The 23,637-nt window shown below is 36.0% G+C and carries 16 protein-coding genes; 2 read left to right on the forward strand and 14 right to left on the reverse strand.

The features are described from left to right. The first annotated feature begins 183 nt into the window (after positions 1 to 183). Positions 184 to 945 carry a 30S ribosomal protein S2 gene (gene rpsB / locus SCA31_RS13190; RefSeq protein ID WP_045501217.1) on the forward strand — a complete coding sequence of 254 codons (762 nt, stop codon included), beginning with the start codon at positions 184 to 186 and terminating at the stop codon, positions 943 to 945. 148 nt (positions 946 to 1,093) lie between these two features. On the opposite strand, the gene SCA31_RS13195 is transcribed toward rpsB, so the two are convergent. The 9 genes from SCA31_RS13195 to tsf form a co-directional block, all read right to left on the reverse strand. Continuing rightward, positions 1,094 to 1,531, reverse strand: coding sequence for a DUF6759 domain-containing protein (locus SCA31_RS13195; protein WP_410697459.1), 438 nt, complete (start codon positions 1,529 to 1,531; stop codon positions 1,094 to 1,096). A gap of 7 nt (positions 1,532 to 1,538) precedes the next feature. Further along, entirely contained in the window at positions 1,539 to 2,216 is a 678-nt protein-coding gene (locus SCA31_RS13200) for a DUF6759 domain-containing protein (protein ID WP_410697460.1), read from the reverse strand. 18 nt (positions 2,217 to 2,234) lie between these two features. Continuing rightward, a complete protein-coding gene (trmB, locus tag SCA31_RS13205; RefSeq protein ID WP_410697461.1) occupies positions 2,235 to 2,912 on the reverse strand; it encodes a tRNA (guanosine(46)-N7)-methyltransferase TrmB in 678 nt (225 codons plus the stop codon). Between the two features lie 98 nt (positions 2,913 to 3,010). Then, positions 3,011 to 3,784, reverse strand: coding sequence for a DUF6759 domain-containing protein (locus SCA31_RS13210; RefSeq protein ID WP_410697462.1), 774 nt, complete (start codon positions 3,782 to 3,784; stop codon positions 3,011 to 3,013). Positions 3,785 to 4,043: 259 nt separating this feature from the next. After that, positions 4,044 to 4,835 carry a hypothetical protein gene (locus SCA31_RS13215; RefSeq protein WP_410697463.1) on the reverse strand — a complete coding sequence of 264 codons (792 nt, stop codon included), beginning with the start codon at positions 4,833 to 4,835 and terminating at the stop codon, positions 4,044 to 4,046. Positions 4,836 to 5,030: 195 nt separating this feature from the next. Then, positions 5,031 to 8,426, reverse strand: coding sequence for a T9SS type B sorting domain-containing protein (locus SCA31_RS13220; protein ID WP_410697464.1), 3,396 nt, complete (start codon positions 8,424 to 8,426; stop codon positions 5,031 to 5,033). 113 nt (positions 8,427 to 8,539) lie between these two features. Then, positions 8,540 to 11,350 (reverse strand): gliding motility-associated C-terminal domain-containing protein, encoded by a 2,811-nt coding sequence (locus SCA31_RS13225; protein ID WP_410697465.1) that lies wholly within the window; start codon positions 11,348 to 11,350, stop codon positions 8,540 to 8,542. A gap of 78 nt (positions 11,351 to 11,428) precedes the next feature. After that, the gene (locus SCA31_RS13230; RefSeq protein ID WP_410697466.1) at positions 11,429 to 14,776 is read right to left on the reverse strand and encodes a gliding motility-associated C-terminal domain-containing protein; all 3,348 of its coding nucleotides are present in this window, start codon (positions 14,774 to 14,776) and stop codon (positions 11,429 to 11,431) included. A gap of 195 nt (positions 14,777 to 14,971) precedes the next feature. Next, a complete protein-coding gene (tsf, locus tag SCA31_RS13235) occupies positions 14,972 to 15,799 on the reverse strand; it encodes a translation elongation factor Ts (RefSeq protein WP_410697467.1) in 828 nt (275 codons plus the stop codon). A 143-nt stretch (positions 15,800 to 15,942) separates the two neighbouring features. Between tsf and SCA31_RS13240 the strand changes: the two genes are divergently transcribed. After that, positions 15,943 to 16,728, forward strand: coding sequence for a DUF6759 domain-containing protein (locus SCA31_RS13240; RefSeq protein WP_410697468.1), 786 nt, complete (start codon positions 15,943 to 15,945; stop codon positions 16,726 to 16,728). Positions 16,729 to 16,782: 54 nt separating this feature from the next. On the opposite strand, the gene SCA31_RS13245 is transcribed toward SCA31_RS13240, so the two are convergent. The 5 genes from SCA31_RS13245 to SCA31_RS13265 form a co-directional block, all read right to left on the reverse strand. Next, positions 16,783 to 17,739, reverse strand: a complete 957-nt coding sequence (locus tag SCA31_RS13245; RefSeq protein ID WP_109622416.1) for an acetyl-CoA carboxylase carboxyltransferase subunit alpha — start codon at positions 17,737 to 17,739, stop codon at positions 16,783 to 16,785. 49 nt (positions 17,740 to 17,788) lie between these two features. Continuing rightward, positions 17,789 to 19,297, reverse strand: coding sequence for a glutamate--tRNA ligase (gene gltX, locus SCA31_RS13250; protein WP_410697469.1), 1,509 nt, complete (start codon positions 19,295 to 19,297; stop codon positions 17,789 to 17,791). Positions 19,298 to 19,518: 221 nt separating this feature from the next. After that, on the reverse strand, positions 19,519 to 21,399 hold the full coding sequence (locus SCA31_RS13255; protein WP_410697470.1) for a glycosyltransferase family 2 protein: 1,881 nt from the start codon (positions 21,397 to 21,399) through the stop codon (positions 19,519 to 19,521). Positions 21,400 to 21,404: 5 nt separating this feature from the next. Then, positions 21,405 to 22,442: a glycosyltransferase family 2 protein gene (locus tag SCA31_RS13260; RefSeq protein WP_410697471.1), complete on the reverse strand. Its 1,038-nt coding sequence runs from the start codon at positions 22,440 to 22,442 to the stop codon at positions 21,405 to 21,407. A gap of 6 nt (positions 22,443 to 22,448) precedes the next feature. Beyond that, the gene (locus tag SCA31_RS13265; protein ID WP_410697472.1) at positions 22,449 to 23,636 is read right to left on the reverse strand and encodes a glycosyltransferase; all 1,188 of its coding nucleotides are present in this window, start codon (positions 23,634 to 23,636) and stop codon (positions 22,449 to 22,451) included. Position 23,637: the final 1 nt, after the last annotated feature.

A 23,637-nucleotide genomic window follows, 5' to 3' on the forward strand; every position in this document is an offset into this window, starting at 1 on the left:
TTTTCAGACTTCAGATTCAAGATTTCAGATTTCAGAATTTATTCAATCTATTGTCTTTTATCTAAAATCTATTTATCTAAACAAAAAAATTGCCCGTTACGTTTAGCATCCAAACGCTTCTCCCATCTAAAGAAGTTGTTGATTGTTTAAAAGACGGAAAGTAAACTAACAAAAACAGAAAACATGGCAAAAGCAAATGTAAAAGACCTTTTAGAGGCTGGCGTACACTTCGGTCACATGACTAGAAAGTGGAATCCAAATATGGCTCCATACATTTTTATGGAGAAAAACGGTATTCACATTGTAGACTTACATAAAACAGCAGTTAAATTGGATGAGGCGTGCAGCGCTTTAGAAAAATTAACTTCTGCAGGTAAAAAAGTTCTTTTCGTAGCTACTAAGAAGCAAGCGAAAGAAGTGGTTGCAAAACACGCTTCTGAACTTAATATGCCTTATATTACAGAAAGATGGCCAGGAGGTATGTTAACGAACTTCGTTACTATCAGAAAGGCGGTAAAGAAGATGAACTCTATCGACAAAATGAAAAAAGACGGTACGTTCGAAACTTTATCTAAAAAAGAGAGATTACAAGTTGACAGACAAAGAGCTAACTTAGAGAAAAACTTAGGTTCTATCTCTGACATGGTTAGACTTCCTTCTGCAATCTTTGTAGTTGATATCTTAAGAGAACACATCGCGGTAACTGAAGCTAAGAAATTAGGTATTCCAGTTTTCGGTATCGTTGATACAAACTCTGACCCTAGAAAAGTTGACTTCGTTATCCCAGGAAACGATGATGCTTCTAAGTCTATTGATATGATCTTGAGCATTGTTTCTGATTCAATCAAAGAAGGTCAGTCTCAAAGAAAAGCTGATAAAGAAAAATCTAAAGAAGAAGGAGAAAAAGTGTCTGCTGATACAGATGCTGATTTCGATGCAGAATAATTAAAGATTTTCTTTAATATAGGAAAAACGCTGAACTTAGGTTCAGCGTTTTTTATTTTTATAGAGGTTTAAATAGTTAGGTTGTAGCTAGGTCAGCCTATTGAAAATAGAAATAAAAAGAAAGGCCACAGAATTCTGTGGCCTTATGTTAGTTTCTAAGTGTTATAGAATAGGAGCTTGTTATATACTTTGTCGATTGATAGGATGAATTACAAACCATTCCTGAAAGTCTGTAGTTTTGATTTTTAGGAACCATGGTATAGCCTATCTTTCCAGCCCCTATGGGAATCTTCTTAATGAAGCCGTTTCCACTTACCGTAAGGACCATATTACAAGAAGATTTATTCTCTACTGAAATGGAGGTTCTGGGATTGCCGGGATCGTCATTATTAAGAAGATCGCTGAGGACTTCTGCCGTTTCTGGTTTATAGGTTTTTATAAGCTCGTTATATTCTCTTACTGTATTGGCTACACTTCCGCCAGAGTTATTGGCAGGGTAGGGGTTTCTTATGGGATAACCGCCATAGTTGGCGCTACAGCTGGTAAGAATTAATGAAATTCCTGTGAGAACTAATAGCTTTTTCATACCTATTCTATTTTTTACTTTTCTTTTTTAGGGGTTTTTCCGGTTTGGCAGCAGGCTTTTGTTCAGCTACTGGCTTTTTCGGATTATCAATGGTTACAAAGATACTTTTTTTTACCTCTTTCTGGGAAAAGTACTTCATATCACAAACGTTACTGTTGAGAGTATAAGAGCCTTTGTTTATCACAATGAAACTTTCTCCATGTGCAGGAACGGCAAGATTATAGTAATCTTTTCCTTCTATTCGAAGAACAATGTTGCAGTCTGAGTTGTTTTTAAATAAAAGAACCACCTCCTTTTTGGTAATATCCTCATTTAGCATTGCATTCAGGAGTTTTTCTGTTTTCTCTTTATGCTCAATGGATGTTTCGGCAATTAACCGCTTAAATTCCTCCGCTTCTTTTGAACTGGGGTCTTTCATAGCATTCTTAGGAATATCAGCCAATACAGGCCTTGCTTCCATGGGTTTGGCCGTAAGTGCTCCTTTGGTCCACTCAGAATTTTTTAGAGCAATGAGTTTAGGTTTTAGTACACTCTTTTTCGGATCGTCAGGGTGTGCATTCTTTAGATATTCTTCAATTTCCTTGATATTTGTGCTTTTTAGGATGTCTTTACTGCTTTTTTGTGCGTAGGTAAAGGCTGGGGTAAGGAAAGTGAAAAATAAAATCGTTAAAAATTTTTTTTTCATCAAAAGTTATTTATTTCATCAGCTTATTCGAAATTTTATATATGTAATTGTTTTTCCTTTAGCCGAAAATAGTTCCTCATAATATGTTTTGATGTCTCTCAGATGTTCTGTATTAGGGTCATATTCAGGGGCTCCATAGATGTCATGGTGAGCAGAAATAATTTCATGTCCTGCACCTTGTAGGTAGCCCAAAGTATATCCGTGAAGAAATTCTGAATCTGTTTTTAAATGGATAATACCGCCGGGTTTAAGGAATTTTTTATATCGGCTTAAAAAGTCTGGATGAGTTAATCTGTGTTTGGTTCTTTTATATTTGATCTGTGGATCCGGAAAAGTAATCCAGATTTCATCTACTTCATTTTCAGCAAAGAAATGGTCAACAAGTTCAATTTGTGATCTTAAAAAAGCGACATTATTCATGTTATTTTCAACAGCTTCTTTAGCTCCAAACCAAAATCTGGCACCTTTAATATCAATTCCGATAAAGTTTTTTTCAGGAAATGTTTTTGCCAGTCCTACAGAATATTCTCCTTTTCCGCAACCTAATTCCAGAACTATCGGATTGTTGTTTTTAAAGAAGTTTTCTCTCCATTTTCCCTTAAGATCAAAGCCGTTTATAGCATCTTCTCTTGTTGGTTGGATTACATTTGGTAATATTTTGTTTTCTGCAAACCTTGCTAATTTATTTTTGCCCATTGAGATTTATAAAATGTTTGCAAAAATAGTAAAATTTGCATAGAATATGGCTCTTTTAAAGCTAAAAGACCTATGAAGAAACGATGATATTGTTTTGGTTACTTTGCTGTTGCGCTTCCCAGAGCTACCATAATTGGTTTTTGAATGGTTTTTTGTGAGGCATACTGAGCTCCGCAGACTAAGCTTGTGAAAAGATACTGTCCTTTTTCTATCACTATAGAGTTATCACCATGAGCAGGAATGGCAAGCCTATACTTGGTGGTTCCGACTCCTTCCATTCTTACAATGATATTACAGTCAGAATTATTTTGAATAAGAATAATGCACTCCTTAGCATTAGGGTCGTTATCAAATAAGGAATTAAGGATCTTTACGGTTTTATTTTGATGTTCAATAGGAGAGACGGTCATCAGCATATTGAATTCCTCAGCTTCAGCATTGGGTATGGCTGCATTAGCGGATGTATTTACAACAAAGGTATTTTGAGTTGTGCTTGGCGTATAAACGGTAGTAGATTGTTTTGCCGCAAGTTCAGCCTTGTACTTTGCGATTTGTTTCTGTTTGATGATGGCATTCATTTCATCAAAAGTAATCTTCGTAGAGGGTCTTCTTCTCAGTAGGGCAAGCATTTCCTGCATATCTTTTACTTTCTGATCTTCAGGGTGGGCATTTTTGATGTATTCTTTCATCAGTTCCATAACCCTTGGTTTCAGGACAGACCGTCTTGGATCATCAGGATGAGCATCTCTTAAGAAAGCATTGATTTCATAGATGTTATTGCTTTTTATAATTTCGCTGTAGTCTTTCCCTTTTTTTTGGGCAGACAGACTGAAAAACAAGACTGAGCTAATAAGTAAAAGTAATTTTTTCATTAATAAATATTAAGTTAAAAATGGTATACTTTCTCTTAATTTGTGTTTAGATCGATTAGTTTTTACTATGATAACGAGATCGTATTGTTTTTATTTTAAACACTTAATTGTGACATAAATTTAAGCATATTTTTGAATATTAAATACAAGTATTTGATAAATTTTGAATAGTCGGTATTGAATGGTAAAAAATAATCCATGTAAGGGATACATGGATTATGGTCTATATGAAATTTTGGTTTCTTTTTCAGATCAGATTTTATTTGGTGACTACCTCCTGAAGGTGAGAATTTCTTAATCTTTTTTGGTAGATAGGCACATATTTCTCAATAGGTATTTTTATTGCTTCGAAGTTTCCGGCTAATACATAAGGCTGTATATTTTCTGACGTATAAACAAACTGAAGGAAGTTGTCAATCAGGTTTTCAGGAATTTTGAATCTGGTGAAATAATCTTTACCTAGATAATTCTTTATCTGGGTAACAGAACTATTCATCTTTTCATAGGCCTGATAACGTTGTTTTTTCTTTCTTTCTCCTGAAAGCATATCATAGATGCTTCCCAGACTTAAAGTAAGTCCGCCATCTCTTAGTCCTGCAACCGGAAGTTCAGGGGGTGTACCGTCTCCTTTAGGTTCTGGAAGTCCGATTACTTTCTTAATTGCTAATCCTTTATCTTCTTTCCTTAATGAATTTACATCATAACGAAGATTTCCTGTAGGTTTGAATCTGTTGAGTACAATTTCCTGAATCTCATAATATGCAATCTTTAGTTCTATAAGATTTTTCTGACCCAGCAATTGTGGAGTCATCTTGATGTCTTTTCTTTCGGTAACAATAGAGGTAAAACGGATAACATCCCCCGGATTTGCGGGAACATTAAAATTACCATTATAATCCGTAAGAACAGTCTTTTGCGTGTTCAGATTGGTAACATATACCTGGTTAAGATACAAGATAGAATTATCCCTTAGAAATACTTCTCCGGAATACATTTGAGCATTGATTTTTGCCAGAAAAACCAATAGCAACAGAGTAAACAGTTTCTTCATATAATTGGCAAAATTACATAGAAATACAGCAATTTGTGTCTCATTAGATAAAGAATAGTGGTTAAAGTTATATTAAACTTTAGGATTAAATTGTTAATGAGTGTTATAAACCTCGTTTTAATTCAAATGAAGGCCTAAAAAGCAAGAGGCTGAAAGAAAGTTTTGGTGATTTGCTTTCTTTCAGCCTATGATTTTTTACCTGTGTTTTACCAGCAGCCAGCTTGAATATTTTATGGAAACTGTAGATCCGTATTCCGTCCAGGTGATAAAATACCAATAAGTAGCAGTAGGAACATATCTGCCTCCGACTCTTCCATCCCAGGTATATCTGTTTTCCGGGGTTCCTCTGAAGATTTCGGCTCCATATCGGTCAAAGATCCGGAATACAAGATTATCATTGGCCATTAAAGCAGAATAGTCAATGCCTTCGTTACGGCCATCACCATTAGGCGTAATGGTATTGATAAGATTAATGATGGCAAATTCCTTTTTAACTTCTCCACATACCTTAGAATCTCTTACCATCACATAGTGTGCTCCTCTTGGTACATTATAAAAGATATTTGAACTCTGCCAGACAACGCCATCCAGTGAATATTCATAAGGAGGTGTACCTCCGGTTACTCCAACTTTTACTGTAGTTCCATCAATTTCAATGGAAGTAATTTGAGGAAGCTGATATTCTGTAACGTTTACAAGCTGTTTATAAACACATCCATTGAAGGTAAGCTCTACCCAATAGCTTCCGGCAGGAACGTTGGTGATTGAGTGAGTGGTTGCACCGGTACTCCATAGGTATTTTTCAAATCCCGGGCCGGCATCCAGTGTTGTCGTTGCGTTTGGACAAATGGTCTGGTCTATCAGTATATCTGATTTTTTGGGGATCTTAATGGTGATTTTAATAGAAGCGACTTCCGGACAGACTCCATTTTTTTCAAAACGAATATAAAAAGTCTGGGGAGTTGTAATATTGATTGTTGCAGCAATTGGGTTGATGTCATTTTGAGCATCTGACAAACTTCCATGAAATGTATAAGTTACATTGGGATCTGTCGTGAACATAGGAATGAACTGAGCAAGGTTTACAGATTTTATTCCATCCAGATCATCATCACACACAGTATCTGTAACGGATCTGCTTGATAATGGTATTCTTGCTCCGATACTGAACTGTAAAGGTTTAATGACTGATGCACAACCATCAGGAGAATCTACTCTGATGTAGATGGTTGTTGTTGCTGTATAACTCCAGATATTAGGAAGTGTGTTGGCATTTCCTGCATTGGCATTGGCTAAGTTTGCATAATATCTTACTGTAAAATACGTCGGGTTATTAAGAACAATACCTGTGATATTGGATAGTATGATATTGACTGTTCCATCCATATTATCATCACAGAAAGTACCGTTGTAATTATCCACAACTACGGCCTTGTTGTAAAGAGAAAGAGTGATCTGTGCGATACTTTTACAACCCAGACTATTTTTTACCACCGCATATACGATGGTTCCGTTAGGTGTAGTATAGGAATTGGCTGTTGTAATCAATGCAGTAGGATTCTCCGTTTGAGCATCGAGTAGAGTGGGATAATAGGTGATATTGACAGGGGTATTTGCTGTTACATTGGCTGTCGTCAGATTAAATGTTCCTTGCCCATTGATATCACAGGCTTTCATGGTTACATTGGTAACGGTAATCGCTTTGATATTGATGGTTACTGTCACGGTTTCACAATCCGGGAAGTCCGGATCATTGCCACAGAAAGTATAGGTGAATGTATCTGTTCCGGCTGTACCCGGAGTATTAACTGTATAGGTAATGATTCCTGTAGCAGGGTTTATAACTGCTGTGCCAAGTGCGGGAGGAGTGGTTATGGCAACTGTAGCAGGGACAGGAATTTGGGTTGAGCTACTGAATGTAGGGGGGATAGTCTGGCTGGTACACACATCATAGGAGGTAGCGGTAAGTTTGGTACAGTTCAATACTTTAAACTGTTCAGTAACTAATGGAGCACAGCTGCCCATGGTCACAGAACAGGTATAATATCCGGACTGTGTGGGAGTAATGGAAGAACCGGTAGCACCAGAAACAGGATTTCCGTTTCTATACCATTGATAGGTGTCATAAATGATGGGATCTACAGTAAGTACAATTCCCGGGGCACAATTTCCTCCTGATTTTATAATAACAGGCTGTGTGGGAAAGCCTGCAAAGAATCCTCCATATCCTACCGCATCACTCCCTGCAGTAATACCTGCAGTGATTGCTTTGTTTGAAACTATAGTGATTGTTCCTGTAGTATTGGGTATTCCATAGGTCACCCAATTATTGGTTCCTGTCATATTGTAGGGGCCGGTTGAGGCTGGTGGATTTACACCATTTACGGTAACCGTTGCCCCTCTTTCTGTAATAAGATTCAGCTTTGTAGGAATGTTGAGAATTCCCAATGGATTTCCATTGGAATGAACAAAGTTTTCATCAATAAAACCAAGCTCATTGATCTGCTTTGGAAGATAGCAGTTTAGAGCAGGAATAAAATTAAAACCTCCGGTAGCTACTTCATTTCCTGTGTTGGAATCTCCTGATAAAATTTGGTAGACATAGGCATTTTTAGAAGTCTTAATATATAAGTTATAATGTCCTCCGCCTTGAAGCATATATTTGGTGTCAGGGATCACAAAGTATTTTCCGGTGTTGAGGGTCGCAATAGGAACCAGCTCATTATTTACATAAATTTGAGTATTATCTTGAGTTGCGACAATGATTGCACCTTCCATATTGGAGCCAATAGTTCCGTTGCCTTTTACAAGGGCAAATTCATTTCCGAGTCGGTCAACCGGTACAGCCTGATCCATTAAAATATCAGAGCTTGTAGAGAAATTTCCTGCATATTGTCCATTGAAGTTTCCATTGGTAACATTCACGGGTTTGTTTGAGGTGATTTTAGCACCGATAAATCCATCAAGATTTCCGGCCATGTCTCCAATTCCATCAATGATATAAGATTGTCCTTTGTTTAAGGTAATCGTCATTGTGGGGTTAGTAGCGCCTGTAGTTCCATTTGAAAACTGTACCTGTGGGCCGTAGCCGGTAATGGTAACAGTCGTGTTGTCTTCAGTTGCCAGAATACTGGTCATGAAGTTTAGAATGTTATTGCTTACGGTAATAGGAGCAAAAGCGGTAAAGAAATTTTTTCCGGTAGAAGGAATGCCTTTGGAAGTAATTATTTCTGCATGATTATGTACTGAAAACCTTAAGTTAGCGTAAAATGGGAATTCTGCTTTCAGGTATAACCCTTTTGTTGTGGGGGTGAATACATCTGATTGTTGGGTGGTAATAATATAATTCCTTAAAACATCAAATTTCTGTGGATTGTTTTTACTGATATTTACAGTTCCGATCAGAACATTATTGTTATAAATATTCACAGGGAAAGGTGTCGTTCTGCTGGTAGACAGATAAAGTTTCTGGTAGGGGCTGGGCGCTCCTGATCTATCTACCATTGGAGCAAACCAATGTTCTCGGTCCAATTGTGCAAAAACAGAGGTGAAAGTATAGAGTATAAATAAAAAAGATAGAATTTTCTTCATTCAGTAAGGGTATTTATCACAAATTTAATAATAAAAAGTGTTGGATTGTTGAAAATACAATAAAAAAACCGCGATTTTGAAGTCGCGGTTTTGAATGTTTTATTTTGAATTTATTATTCTCTGTTTTTTACTAAAATCCAGCCTGTGTATTTTACCTCAGTCTTTTCTTTATTAGCCTCATTCCAGGAAACGTGATACCAGTATGTACCAGTTACAAGCCTCTTGTCAAAATGCTTTCCATCCCACTTGTAATTGTTGAATTTAGTTCCGGTAAATATCATGTTACCATATCTGTCATATACTACAAAAGATAGGTTGTCTTTATAGGCAAGTTCACTGTAATCGATGAAGTCATTTACATTATCTCCGTTAGGGGTAATGGCATTCAATAGATTTGGAACTGTAATTTCTGTTGCAACAGGTGTACAGTTATAAGCATCTTTTACATAGAATGTGTGCTGGCCTCTGGTTAATCCTGTGAAAGTGTTAGAATCCTGCCAGTTTGCAGTTCCGTCCACAGCAAATTTATAAGGAGCTTTACCCCCCGCTACAATTACTGTTGCACTATTATTGTTGATTTCGATTTGTTGAATTACAGGATCTTCGGCTTTCTTCACTCTTACCACTTGAGTAAGGAAACATCCGTTTTTACCAAGTATTACAGAATATTCACCAACTCCAACATTTCTGATTCCAGATGTAGTAGCACCATTATCCCAAGAATAAGAATCATATCCAGGCCCAGCATCTAAATCTGTTTTAGCATCCATACAAATATATTTATCTACTAAAATCGGAGACTTTTTGATTGGAAGTGGAATAAGTTCAATTTTTGAAATAGCCGTACATCCTTCAGCAGTAGATACTTTTACATACACAAATCCGCCAGTTGAAGGGAAGTTGTCAGGTTCTGTTATTTCATTGATGCCTGCATTCAGGTCAGTTAATGAACGATAGTATTTTTTTATTGCTGCTCCGTAATCTGTAATCTTAGCCTTAGTTAAATCAAAATAAGCATAAGGAGCTACGTCATACCAACAAGCTTTAATAATATCGTCTTTTACAACAAAAGGAATAACATTAAGCTCTAGAGTAACTTCTTCACAGTCTGTAAACTCTACAGAGTCTCCACAGAATGTATAAACAATTTTATCTGGTCCCTCATAGTTAGCATTCGGAGTATAAGTAATTGTTCCGTTTGGATTTACTACTGCCGTACCTTTAGTAGGAGGGGTAAGTATTTTTACGGTAGTTGCTACCGGAGTCTGTGTTGAAGACGTGAAGGTAGGTGTAATAATTTTAGTAGCACAAACTGCGAGGTTTTGTTTTGTAATTTTTAAACAGTTTTGTACTATATAGACAGGTGTAGTAACAGGAGGACATGTTCCCATTGTTACTTTTACAGTGTAATTTCCAGATTGTGTAGGAGTATAGCTATAAGATGTTGCCCCTGGGATAGCCACTCCATTTCTGAACCACTGGTAGGTTTCATATCCATCATCTACTTCCAGAATAATACCCGGAACGCAGTCTCCTGTTTTTTTAGCAATTACAGGAATTGAAGAGAATCCGGCAAAGTAACCTCCATATCCAGCAGAGCTGTATCCTCCGTTAATACCAGCTGTTACAGCTTTTGTAGAGGTTATAGTAAGGTTGTCAACCACTCCAGATATTGCATAAGTTACCCACTGTGTATTTCCCGTAAGAGGATATGGACCTTCAGCCGCAGTAGGGGGAGTGCCATTTACCAATACAGTGGCTCCTGTTTCAGTTAGAATATTGAGTTTTAATGTAATGTCATCTATAACACCGGGCATTTCATTGATCTTACCAATTTCATCAATTTTTCTTGGTAGGAAACAGTTCAATGGCGGTATATAGTTGAATCCATTGGTGGCTGCATTATTATCTATTCCTATGAATTGATATAGATATACATTCTTGGATGTTGAAATAAGCATGTTAGAATGATTTCCAGCCCCAGGTTGTGTTACATAGCTGGTTTCATTAATTCTGTACCAACCTCCTGCGTTAATAGTTTCAACAGGTGTTGTAGATCCATTCAGATAGATTTCAGTATTGTCTTCAGTAGCAACAATAAGTCCACCTTCCATATTCAATGAAGGATTGGTAGATCTTGTTTTTACCATGGCAAAAGTGTTCCCCAGTCTATCAACGGGAACAGACTGGTCAAGAATAGGGTCAGAACCACTTGTAGGTGTTGAAAAGTTACCGTTGCAACTTCCATTAGTAAGGGTTACTGGTTTGTCAGCAACTACCTTGGCACCTATAAATCCGTTTTTATTGGCTGCAGTAGCTCCACTTCCGGTAAAAATAAAAGATTCTCCTTTGTTTAAAACAAATGAATGCGAGTTTCCAGGAGGTGTTCCGTTAGTGAATACTAGCCCTGGAGTATTCCATGATACTGTTACGCTGGTATTATTTTCAGTAGCCAGAATTCCTGCTGTAAAGTTGTAAAGACTATTAAGGTCTGTATTAGGGCTGGCAGCCACATAAAACTGCTTACCAATTCCGGCTTTTCCTTTACTGGTAATAATTTCACCGTGTACAGATTGTGCCAATCTTAAACTACAATAAAAAGGCTTTTCCCCTTTTAGGTAAAGCCCTTTACTACCTACATTAAAAGCTTGGGTAGTCCCATTGGCAGATATAATGGATGCATCTACATCAACAGTTTGTGGGTTTCCTTTACTGATGGTAACCGTTGTAAGAACGTTATTGTTATTGAGTATTTGTACGGGAAAGGGAGTTGTGGAATCTGTGGATAGATACAACCTGTTTTCAAATTCCCCTACAGAGGGACTTGTGTAATAAGGTGCAATCCAATGTTCAGTATCCCTTTGCGCAAAGAGGGTATTAATTGTTAAAAAAAGTAATACCAAACTGAGTAGAAATCTTTTCATGTGTATGGAATTAGGATTTCTACAAAATTAAAATAAAAAATCAAATACCTTTAATAAATTATAAACAAATGTTAAAAATTACTCACGATTTTTAATTAAAAGCCATCCTGAGTATGAAACTTGTAATTTTGAATCTGGCTCAATCCATCTTATTACATACCAATAGGTTCCTGTAGGAAGATTTCTTCCATTTGATCTTCCATCCCAAATATAATTTTTATCTGAAGACTTATAAACAGAGGATCCGTAGCGGTCTGCTACTTCTATGGATACGTCTTGTTTTATTCTTAATTCAGAATAATTAAGGACATCATTGATGCCATCTCCATTAGGCGTAATTGTATTGATAAGATTAATAACTAAAAACTCCTTGGTAATATAACGACATCCGTCTGAACCTATTACATATACCGTATGAAGCCCCCTTGATAATCCTGTAAAAACGTTAGATGACTGATAATCTAAACCATTTAATGAATATTTATAGGGAGGAGTTCCTCCGGTTACATGAACTGTTGCTGTAGTACCGGAGACATCTATTCTTGTAATCGTTGGAGATTGTGCTGTAGTTACATTTACCTGTTGGCGATACACGCACCCATTGAATCCAAGGTCTACATAGTGACTTCCTGCATTGGCAATAATAGTTTGGGTATTTGCTCCATTACTCCATAAATAAGATGAAAATCCAGGTCCTGCATCCAATAGAATCTTTTCGTTGGAACAGATGATCTGATCATGAAGCGTGTTAGATTTTTTAGGAGCTTTTAAAGTAAGTGTTAATACACCAGTATCAGGACATCCTGTGCTACTTTGAAATCTCATATAAAATATACCTGTAGAAGTAATAGTTTGTGAAGCTGCAATAGGGTTGGTTCCTGCCTGAGCATTGGTAAGTGAAGCATGAAATGATAAGACTACTGCCGGATCTATTGTAAATAAAGCCTTGTAGTCATTAAGGTTTACAGATTCTGAACCATTAAGATCATTGTCACAGATATCTGTTTTCGCGTTGTTTGTTATTAAAGGAATCTTATTACCAATGGTGAAGTTAATTTGCCCCAAAGCTGGCGGGCAGTCTCCTATATTAGCTGTTACTCTTACATATACTGTAGTACTGGAAGTATAGGTCCAGTTGGCAGGAAGAGTATTGTTATTTCCTGCATTGGCATCAGCTTGGGTAGGATAATATTTGACAGTAAAGTTGGCTGAGTTCACTACAATTTGTGGGGTTACATTATTGAAATTAACATTCACTATTCCATCTAGATTTTCATCACAAATATTAGCATTGAAGCTACTGGTGTTAATGTTAGGAGTAGGGTAGGTGTTTAATGTAATGGTAGACACTTTAGAACATCCATAGATAGACGTTACATTAGCATAGACAGTTCCTGACGGCCCTGAATAAGCCGTCGGAGTAGCTATTGGTCCTGTTAAATTGGCATTTGTAAAGTAAGTTACCGTTGCACTTGTATCCGGAGTTACATTGGCATTCTTCAGGTTAAAAGTTCCGTTCCCATTGGCAGCGGCACAAGAAAACAGACTATCATTAGTTGCCTGAAGAACATGGGTATTTACTACAATTTTAAAATATTCAAATGCTGCCGGAGTTCCATTTCCCTGGATATAATAAGTAAAAGTATCCGTAATATCAGCAGTAATACCTGCATTGGGAGTATAAGTAATTTGTCCTGTTGCTGGGTGTATTGCCACGGTTCCATTAGCAGGCGGTACTATAATACTTGTATTAGCCGGAACCACTGTCTGGCTAGAGCTTGTAAATACCGGAGTAATTACTTTCGTATTACATGATCCGATATCATAAGTTGTGGTTGTAATAGGAGGACATACCGTATAATCATACTCTGCAGTCATTCTGGACTCACAACCGGTCTTAGTAATATAGCAGGTATATATTCCGGATCCGTATACATCAGGGTTGATGGTAGGTGTTGTAGCACCCGGAATTTCAACTCCGTTAAGATACCATTTATAGGCATCATGTCCCGGATCTACTTCCAGAAGTACCCCATTGTAGCAATCACCGGTTTTGGAAATCACCGGAATAGAGGAAAATCCAGCAAAATATCCTCCATATCCTACGGCTCCATTTCCTGCAGCAATTCCTGCAGTAACAGGTTTTGTGGAAGTTATAGTAACATTTCCTGTTACATTTGACATGGAGTAGGTTACCCAATTTAGATTGCCATTTACTGAAGCAAATCCTGTAATGGGGTTTCCGTTAACTGTTACTGTTGCTCCCGTTTGAGTAATGATATTAAGTTTTGTATTATAAGCAGTACTGCCTATCATATTAATGAGCCCTATCTCATTGATTTCTTTAGGCAAAAAACAGCTTAAAGGTGGTATAAAATTCATCCCTCCTGTCTGATACACTGTGTTTCCTGACGCACCGGCAAGAAGTTGATATACATACACATTTTTGCTCGCTGAAATATTCATGTTATAATTTCCATTACCTTGGTTGATGTAGCTTGTAGCCTCAATCATGCGATACTCTCCGGCATTAAGGTTAACACCGGGTAATATATTTCCGTTAATGGTAAGGGTAGTATTATTTTCTGTAGCAATAATTAAGGCTTTTTCCATCCCTACAGTATTGGGACCATTTCCTTTTACCATTACAAAATCTTTTCCAAGCCTCTCCGTAGGAACAGCCTGGTCCATCAATATATCTACATTGGTACTGTTTTGGGTTGTATAGAGGCCGTTGAAGTTTCCATTAGTTACAGATACAGGTTTATTGGCGACCAGTTTTGCACCGAGTAATCCTTTTCTGTTATTCATGCCGCCCATATCACTATTTACATCAAGGATATAAGATTTCCCTTTATTGATCGTAAATGTTCTGGAAGGCATTACGCTGCCATCAGCAAAAACAATGTTAGAACTATATCCAGATAAAGTTACGGTGGTGTCGTCTTCTGTAGCAGTAACTCCTACGGTGGAATTTACATGATCTTTTGGAGAAGTAGTGGGAGCAGTCCCTATGAAAAAAGTTTTCCCGACTCCGGCCATTCCTTTAGAGGTAATAATTTCAGCTTGTTGAGGAACTGAAAATCTAAAGTTAGCAAAGAATTTTTTAGATCCTTTTACATGCAGTCCCATAGTATTCTGGGTAAATAGATTGCTCATGGTGGAAGCAATCATATAAGTGCTTGGAACTGTAAGTTGTACGGGATTTCCTTTACTTACCTGTACGGTAGAAAATACAATGTTATTATTAGAGACCTGTACAGAAAACGGAGTCGTCTCGTTGGTTGAGAGATATAAATAACATTGCGGGGGAATATTTCCCTGAAGAGAACTTGCAGACATGGGAGCAAACCAGTGCTCAGTATCCAATTGCGCATTAACAATTAAGCAAATAAAAGTGAAAATAGCTAGTAGAAATTTTTTCATGCGTTATTATAAGGGGCCGCAAATCTAAGCATTAATAATCACATTTTTATGCAAAAAAAACTTTGAAATTTAGATTATACTACAATTGTTGAATATTTAAAATTCACTTCATTTTACGTTCATACTGATTGAAGTTATGTCATAAAAAATCCCGATGAAACTCATCGGGATTAAGTATTTTCTTTGAAAGAAAGATTAAGCTAAGCTTATTCTTACAAATCCTGTTACTTTAAGATCTGCGTTTACAGATTTTACATAGTCAGCTACAGAAATAGAGCTGTCTTTGATGAAATCCTGGTGTACCAAAGTGTTGTCTTTGTAGAATCTCTGCATTTTACCTTTCAAAATATTGTCGATAATGTTTGCAGGCTTCCCTTCTTCAACAAGTTTGTGTCTTTCGATCTCTAATTCTTTATCAATAGTTTCCTGAGAAACAGAAGTCTCATCAAGAGCAATTGGGTTCATAGCAGCAGCCTGCATAGAAACAGCTTTAGCAGCTTCGTCAGCTCCTTCTACTTTAGCAGAAAGTGAAGTGATAGCAGCAATTTTGTTTCCAGCGTGGATGTAAGCTCCTAAGAAAGGTCCTGTAATTCTTTCGAATGCACCGATCTCAATTTTCTCACCGATCACTCCTGTCTGCTCGATTAACTTCTCAGCAACAGTCATTCCGTGGAAATCTGTAGCCAATAATTCTTCTTTAGTAGCAGCGAAAATAGCCATTTCAGCTAATTCATAAGCAAGCTCGATGAAAGCTTCGTTTTTAGCAACGAAGTCAGTTTCACAGTTTAAAGAAATTACAACACCTAACGTGTTATCTTCGTTTACTCTTGCGATTACTGCACCTTCACTTGAATCTCTGTCAGCTCTGTTAGCAGCAACTTTTTGTCCTTTTTTTCTAAGGATATCTACCGCTTTTTCGAAGTCTCCTTCAGCTTCAACTAGAGCTTTCTTGCAGTCCATCATACCTGCACCTGTTTGGTTTCTTAATTTAGCTACGTCTGCAGCAACTGGTGTATAAGACATAATATCTATTATTTTTTATTTAAGATTAGTATTAATTTTTAGCTTAATTTTAGAGCAGTGCAAAGATAATGATTTTAATGATAAACTAAAAAATGACTTTTCACGTTATTAATATATTTAATACTATTTTAAAGATTTGATTAATGAAAAAAATCTTCCTTCTCCTATTTATATGCGTTTTTTCTCTTGGATTTTCTCAAAAAAAGAAAAAATCAAAATCTAAAGCTGTTGTAGAAAAAGAAACTGTGATTATTTATACAGAGCAGGAAGCCGAGACTTCTAAAGAGGCGAGAGTGATTGCCGGCTTCATAAAGCAGAATCCCGGTCATGCGAAAACAGATTACTTGAAAAAAAGATTGATGGATATTATTATGGCTGATAATTCTCCGGAAGCCAAGCCTACAATAAAGCCAATCAGTAAAGAGAAAATTGAAAAGATTGTAAAAAACAATGAGTTAAACAGTGGTAAGGTGCTTGCCAGTAATAATACATCAGGTAATACTACTAAGGCTGCTACCACAAGTAATACCAAGAATACGGATAAAATTAATGATGCTATTAATGCTTTGAAAGAAGAAAGACGAGTAACTTATGCATCAGCAGGATCTGCTAAGAGTGCCGGAACAGCAAAGTCTGAACCAAGTAATGATGCTAAAAGAACGGCAGCAATGTTGACCCATATTTTTAATACCGATATAAGTTCTAAAGAAGCTTATATTAATATTAAAAACAGATCCAGTTGTAATTTAATTGTAAAAATCAGTGGTAAGAAATACTACAATCTAACAGTTCCTGCAAAAGGACAAAACTTTATTTTGATAGATAAAGGAGAATATGTGCTGACAACAATGGTGTGTGATGCAAAATATTCTTCATTAAAGAAAATTACTCAGGATATTGAGATTGCACTCAATGTTGCTGAGGATTAAAGAAGAAGGCTAAAGTAAAAAAGGTTAAGAAATTTTCTTAACCTTTTATTATTTTTATCCTTTAAACTGTCCCATCGCAATGAACTTGTCCTGTCTCTGGGTTTCAAGCTCCTGTCCTGTAAATTTGGAAAAAGCTTTGATATTTTGTAAAATAGAATTTTTCAAGTTTAAATAAGTGGTCTCCTGATCGTAGTGAGCGCCTCCAAGTGGTTCTTCAACGATTCCGTCAATGAACTTTTCTCTTAAGGCATCCTGAGGAGTAAGGTTTAATGCATTGGCTGCATCTTCCTTATGATCCCAGTTTCTCCATAGAATAGAAGAACAGCTTTCTGGTGCAATCACAGTATACCACGTATTTTCCAACATATATACCTTATTACCTACACCTATTCCTAAAGCTCCACCACTTGCTCCTTCACCAATGATGTAAGTGAAGATTGGAGTCTTTAGCTGAACCATTTCAAAAATATTTCTTGCAATAGCTTCACCTTGTCCTCTCTCTTCAGCTTCTAATCCTGGATAAGCTCCCGGTGTATCTACCAATGTAACGATAGGAATGTTGAATTTTTCAGCAAGCTTCATTAGTCTTAAAGCTTTTCTGTATCCTTCAGGATTTGGCATTCCAAATCTTCTATGCTGTCTTTCCTTAGTCGTTCTTCCTTTTTGAGTCCCAATGATCATTACTTTCTGACCATCCAGGGTAATCAATCCTCCAATCATTGCCGGATCATCAGCGAAATTTCTGTCTCCGTGAAGTTCTAAGAAACTGCCTTTGTCTGCCATTCCGTTAATGTAGTCCAGTGTATAAGGACGGTCCGGATGACGGGACAGTTGTACTCTTTGCCAAGGTGTAAGATTTCCATAGATTTCTTTTTTCTTTTCTAAAATCTTATCCTCAATCTGGCTGCATGCTAATTTTACATCAACACCACTTTCTTCTCCTACTAAAGAACACGTCTGGTATTGGTCCATCAATTCTTTGATAGGAAGTTCGAAACTTAAATATTCCATTTCTTGAAGTAAATTAAATCTTTCAAATGTATGAAAAATTATGTTAATTCTATTTAAAATTATTTATAGCATTGCTTATTCTAGAGGTACTTTCCTCTTTACCAATGATTTCCAGAATATCCGGAACATCTGGTCCTTTCAATTCTCCTACCAAAGATAAACGTAGAGGCATCATTACCTTACCCATTCCCAAGCCTTTGTTTTCCGCGAAATCATGCATAGCCTGCTTTAAGGTTTCTGCAACAAAGTCTGTAGATTCAAATATCGTGGATAATTCTCCCAAAATAGCAGATGTTTCGTCATTCCATGCTTTTTTAGATGCCTTTTCATCGTAAGAAGTCGGAGCTTCAAAGAAGAACTTTCCATTTTCATAGATATCCTTAGGGAAAGTAGCTCTTTCTTTCATCAGGTGAATCACTTTTAAAAGCTTTTCATCAGAAACAGCAGAAAGATCAAGATCTGTATTTTTAAGGATCTGAAGAAGCTCTTCATCAGACTTCATCTGAATATACTGGTGGTTAAACCATTCTGATTTTTCCTTACTGAATCTTGCTCCAGCCTTGTGTACTTTATGAAGATCAAATTCCTTAATCATCTCTTCTAAAGGAAGAATTTCCTTATCATCAGCAGGAGACCAGCCCAATAACGCAACCATGTTGATAAATGCGTCTGGAAGATAGCCGTTTTCTCTATACCCTTTAGAAATTACACCTGTTTCAGGATCCTTAAAGTCAAGAGGGAATACAGGGAATCCGAACTTATCACCATCTCTCTTGCTTAGTTTTCCTTTTCCTTCTGGTTTTAGAATTAGGGAAAGGTGTGCAAACTGTGGAGCTTCCCACTGCATTGCTTCATATAATAAAGTATGTAATCCTAAAGAGGGTAACCATTCCTCACCTCGAATTACGTGAGAAATTTCCATTTCGTGATCATCAATGATGTTGGCGAAGTGGTAAGTAGGCATCCCGTCATTTTTTACAAGAACCTTGTCATCCAATGTATTGGTATTTACTGAAGATTTTCCACGGATAATATCCTCAAGATTCAATATTCTGTCTACAGGCATTTTAAATCTTACTACATACGGCGTTTTTGCATCCAGTAATCCTTGAACTTCCTCTTCAGAAAGAGCAAGACTGTTTCTTAAACGGTTTCTTGTTTTGTTGTCATAAGAGAAAACATCACCTTTCGCTTCGAATTCTGCGCGGATGGCATCCAGCTCTTCTGGAGTATCAAAAGCGATGTAAGCATAATCTGTTTTTAGGATCTGCTCTGTATATCTGTCGTAGATGTCTCTTCTTTCAGACTGTCTGTAAGGGGCAAATTTTCCTCCTTTCTTAGGACTTTCATCAGGGATGATTCCACACCATTCTAAAGCTTCTTCAATGTATTCTTCAGCTCCTTCTACATATCGTGCGGTGTCTGTATCTTCAATTCTTAATACAAACTCTCCTCCTTGATTTTTAGCAAAAAGATAATCATATAATGCGGTTCTTACGCCTCCCAAGTGCAAAGGTCCTGTAGGACTTGGAGCAAAACGGACTCTTACTTTCTCCATTTTCAATTTAAATTTTTGCAAATTTACTTAAAATTATGCGTTTATAGAGATGATTTATCAATTCGTCTTGGCTTTTTTGTTTTTAAGTTCTACATCTAAAAAAGAAAAAAGGGTGGTCAATGACTTGTCAAAAATGATATAGGAATATGATTGAATTTAATTGAAATCATGAAAAAGGCTGTCTGAATAATTCGGACAGCCTTTTTTGTATTGTTGTAATATTACTTCTTTTTTATTCCTATGATTTTTAAAACCTTGTTGATTTTATACTTCATAGTTCTTTTATAACCCAGCAGCTTGATTCTTTCCATCAACTGTAGGTTTTCTTTCATGGTAGCCAAAAGATCCTGTTTGAAGAATTCTCTTAATAAATCTTTATCTACAATTACCTGTTCCAGCTTATCAAGGGCTTTTATTCTATTTTCCTGCATGAAAAACAAATTGTGTGTCATGCCAGCAGAATTCATTCTATAGGCCAAAAGATATTCTGGAACAAAATGAGTCTCCGGTGTATTTTCATAAGCCTGAAGCCAGAAAAACCAATCTTCTTTAGCTTTAAGTTCTTCGTTGAACTTGTATTTTTCTACAATATCCCTGGAAAAAATAGCACAGTGAATAGGAATTGAAAAGGTATTATCCCACTTCAGCAAAATTTCTTTTTGGTTGAAATATTCTGTCTTCAAAATGCAATGGGGAGGAAGAACCGTTTGAGTAGCGCTATCAAATCGCTGGAAATCTGTGATCACAATGGTATTTGTTTGATTATTGATCTCTTTAACAGATTTCTCAAATTTTTCATTGTATAAATAATCATCACAATCCAAAAACTGAACAAAGTCACCTGTAATATTTTGAATCCCTGTATTTCTTGCAGAGCTTAAGCCACCATTTACTTTTTTGATGTACTTTATTCTGTTGTCCTTTTTCTGCCAGTTCAGGGCTATATTTTCAGTATTATCTGTACTTCCGTCATTCACCAAAATACATTCCCAGTTTGAATAAGTCTGGTTGACTAAGGAATTGATGCAATCATCCAGAAAAATAGCCTGATTATAGCAAGGAACGATGACAGATATCTTGATGGAATTATTCATGTTTACTGGTTCTTTTATATTTTTTTTGTCCTGGATTATTTCTCTGATCCAATTACTGAAACCATATTGTTTTACAATTTCCTCAGGTAATTCGTGATAAGGAGTGTGTAAAAACTGATCAATATTGCTGTAATTGTTATTTTCTACAACAAAGATATTATCAGGATGGTAGAAATTGTATTTCTTTACCATTATATTATCAGTGATCACTTTTTTCTTGTAGTACATTCCCTCAAAAAAACGAATGGAAAGTCCATTATGTAAAGGATCTACAAAATCTAAAAGCACATCGGAATCCTTTACCAGTTCCAGGTTTTCTTGAAAGCTTATCCTGTTCTGGATGTATTTGATCTTTTCATTTCTTTTTTCAGGTTCCTTAAAGTATTGGATGAAAATGGATAGTTCTACGTGCAGATCAGAAACTTCTGCAATGAACCTATCTATCTTTTCCTCACGGCTTTTCCAATATAATCCCACGAAATACAGTCTAGGTTTCTCTGTGTTGTATTCCTTATGTGCAGGAGGGAGATGATCAAAATAAAAATTAGTAATAGACTTAATATTGGGTTGGGAGTCTACATTTTCAAAACAGAAGAATGAGTCAAACAGATTGAAGTAATTTTTAATTTCAGGGAATTTCTCAATGCCATCCCATTGATAAGCAATAAGCTTTTTTGTTTTCTTTTTTAAATTTTGGATAAAAGAAATAGGAAAAATATCCGGACGAATTACTAAAATATAATCTAATTCTCCTTCAATGGCTGAAATACTTTTGTTAAGGTCTTCAAGAAAGTGTCTGTTGATAAGATCCTGCTTGTATTTCTTGTTTCTCAGAATGTTTTTAATAAAAAAATTTTTTATACTTTCAGAGCCTTTGTATCTAAATTTTGAAACCTTATCTGTAATTAAATAGGGGGCAAACCCCTCTTTTTCCAAATTATCTAAAAATAGTTTGGGAAAATCAGAATAATCCGGCATTACCAAAAGAAATTTTTCTTTCTTTATCACGTTACTTATTTTGAATTAAAGATACTGAATAATACTATTTTATAATGTTTTCTGATACTATTGACAGGGGAATTAAAATATTCTCTTTTTATAGTGTCAGAATCTTTTAAACTTACATGATTGAGAAATCTAAAATATTTTTTTTCAGTATTACTTAGCTTAATATTATCCTTAAATTTAGGATTTACTTCTCGGAATGTCCTTTCCATTTCCTGAATCGCTTCTGCTGAGTAATTTCCATGGTGCTTATAATTTCCAATGATGATCTTTTTCAAATAAACAATATAATAAGCAATAATACTCTGATCAGGAAACTTCAGGTAATATTTCTCGTAAATAGTTTTGATCACGCTAAGATACCCAAGCAGATTTTTGTCACTGTTTTTTTTGGTAATCGACTGAGAGTTATCTGCTGTGTAGTGGTAAGTAACCTCCGGTATAAAAGTAACATTTTCTGCAGCAAACATGACCTCAAAAAACCAAAGTTCATCCTCATGATAAATTTTGCTCAGGAATTGTAAACTATTTTTCTTCAGAAATTCTGTTTTGTAAAGTTTATTTTGAGCCATTGGACTTAATCCTTCGGTTATGTTTTTAATAAGAACCTCAGAGTGCTTATTTTCAATAGCCTGTTTTTTTTCCAGATGGGGTAAGTAGGAAAGGATCTTTTTTTCTTCCCAGGATACAAGTGCTGTTTTTCCTACAATAATATCCTCTTTGCCGGTATAGGCGGATAGCAGAGATGCTATGGCATTGGAAGGAAGGAAGTCATCACTGTCACAAAAAAATATAAAATCTCCGGTAGCTTTTTCCATTCCAAAGTTACGAGTGTCAGACAGGCCTTTATTCTCCTGGCTGTAAACCTTGAATCTTGTGTCAGAAAAAGTATTAATTATATCTAAAGTATCATCTGTGCTCCCATCATTAATGATGATACATTCAATATTTTTATAAGATTGGCTTTGAAGGCTTTCAAGAACCTCTTTTACATAATAGGATGCATTATAGCAAGGAACAATGATGCTTACTAGAAAGTTGCTCATGGGTGGTTATAGTTTTTTTAACGTAGTACTTACAGCCTCTATTGAAAAAGGTTTTAAACTATCGACAGAATTCTGGCTTAATGTATTCCAAAGTTCTTCATTATTATTCAATTGAATAATAGCTTCTGCAAAGCTGTTTTCTTCATTGGCAATCAATACATTTTTTTTGTCAATCAACTGCATTCCTTCAGCTCCTATATCTGTGGTAACCACTGGAAAAAAGTATTCAAAAGCCTGTCCTATCTTTCCTTTTACACCAGCTCCAAATCTTAAAGGAGCAACCATAATTCGGGAATTCATAAAATACTCTTCCACACTTTCTACAAACCCCAGAAATTTAAACTTAGGATATTGATTGATGTCCAGCTTATCAGCAACATTACCAATGACGCTTACTTCTAGTTCCGGATTGGTCTTCCAGACGATGGGCATTATTTTTTCGTATAAAAATTTTACCGCATCAATATTAGGCTCATGGATAGATCCAATGAAAATAATTCCCTTGCTTTCATGAAAACCTTTTCTGTCTGAAATATCAATCTTAGGGTAGTGGATATTGGAAATCGTAATGATTTTATTTTTATCCGCATATTGGCTCATAATTTCCTTTTCCTTGTCAGAAATAGCGATGATGTAATCTAATTGTGGAGCCAAAACAGTTTCCAAATGGAAAAAGTGTTTATAGTTTTTCTTTAAAGAAATACGAGTGGGCTCTATTTCAATGGCTCTTTTATATCTTAAAAAATGAATATCCACCATGTCATACATAAACTTTGTATGGGGCAGAATATTTTTCATTTTTTTGTAGAACAAATTCAGGGCAAGAGGCCCATTAAACCAAACGTAGTCAATATTTTTAGAAGAAGAAAGAAAAGCGTAGATGTTTTTATACTTGTTGTTCTCTACAAAAACAATGATACCCTGCTGCTGGTAAAACTTTACATAGCTACTGTCCTCAAACATATGAGGAGCAAACAAAATACAGTTATACCCTAATTCCTTATAAATCAGAATGATTTCTTTCAGTCTGTTGGAGCCGGAATCCTTATCATGAGTGGGGAAGTCCCTTGAGGTAAAAAGAATTGTCTTTTTCGATTCATCATACAGATGAATATTGATGATATCCTGAGTTTGAAGATCTTTAAGCCTCTTCTTTCTTTTAAAATGTTTTTTTATATCCTTTAAGATTCCCATC

This window comes from Chryseobacterium sp. SIMBA_028 (assembly GCF_046535285.1).
Taxonomy (GTDB): Bacteria; Bacteroidota; Bacteroidia; order Flavobacteriales; family Weeksellaceae; genus Chryseobacterium.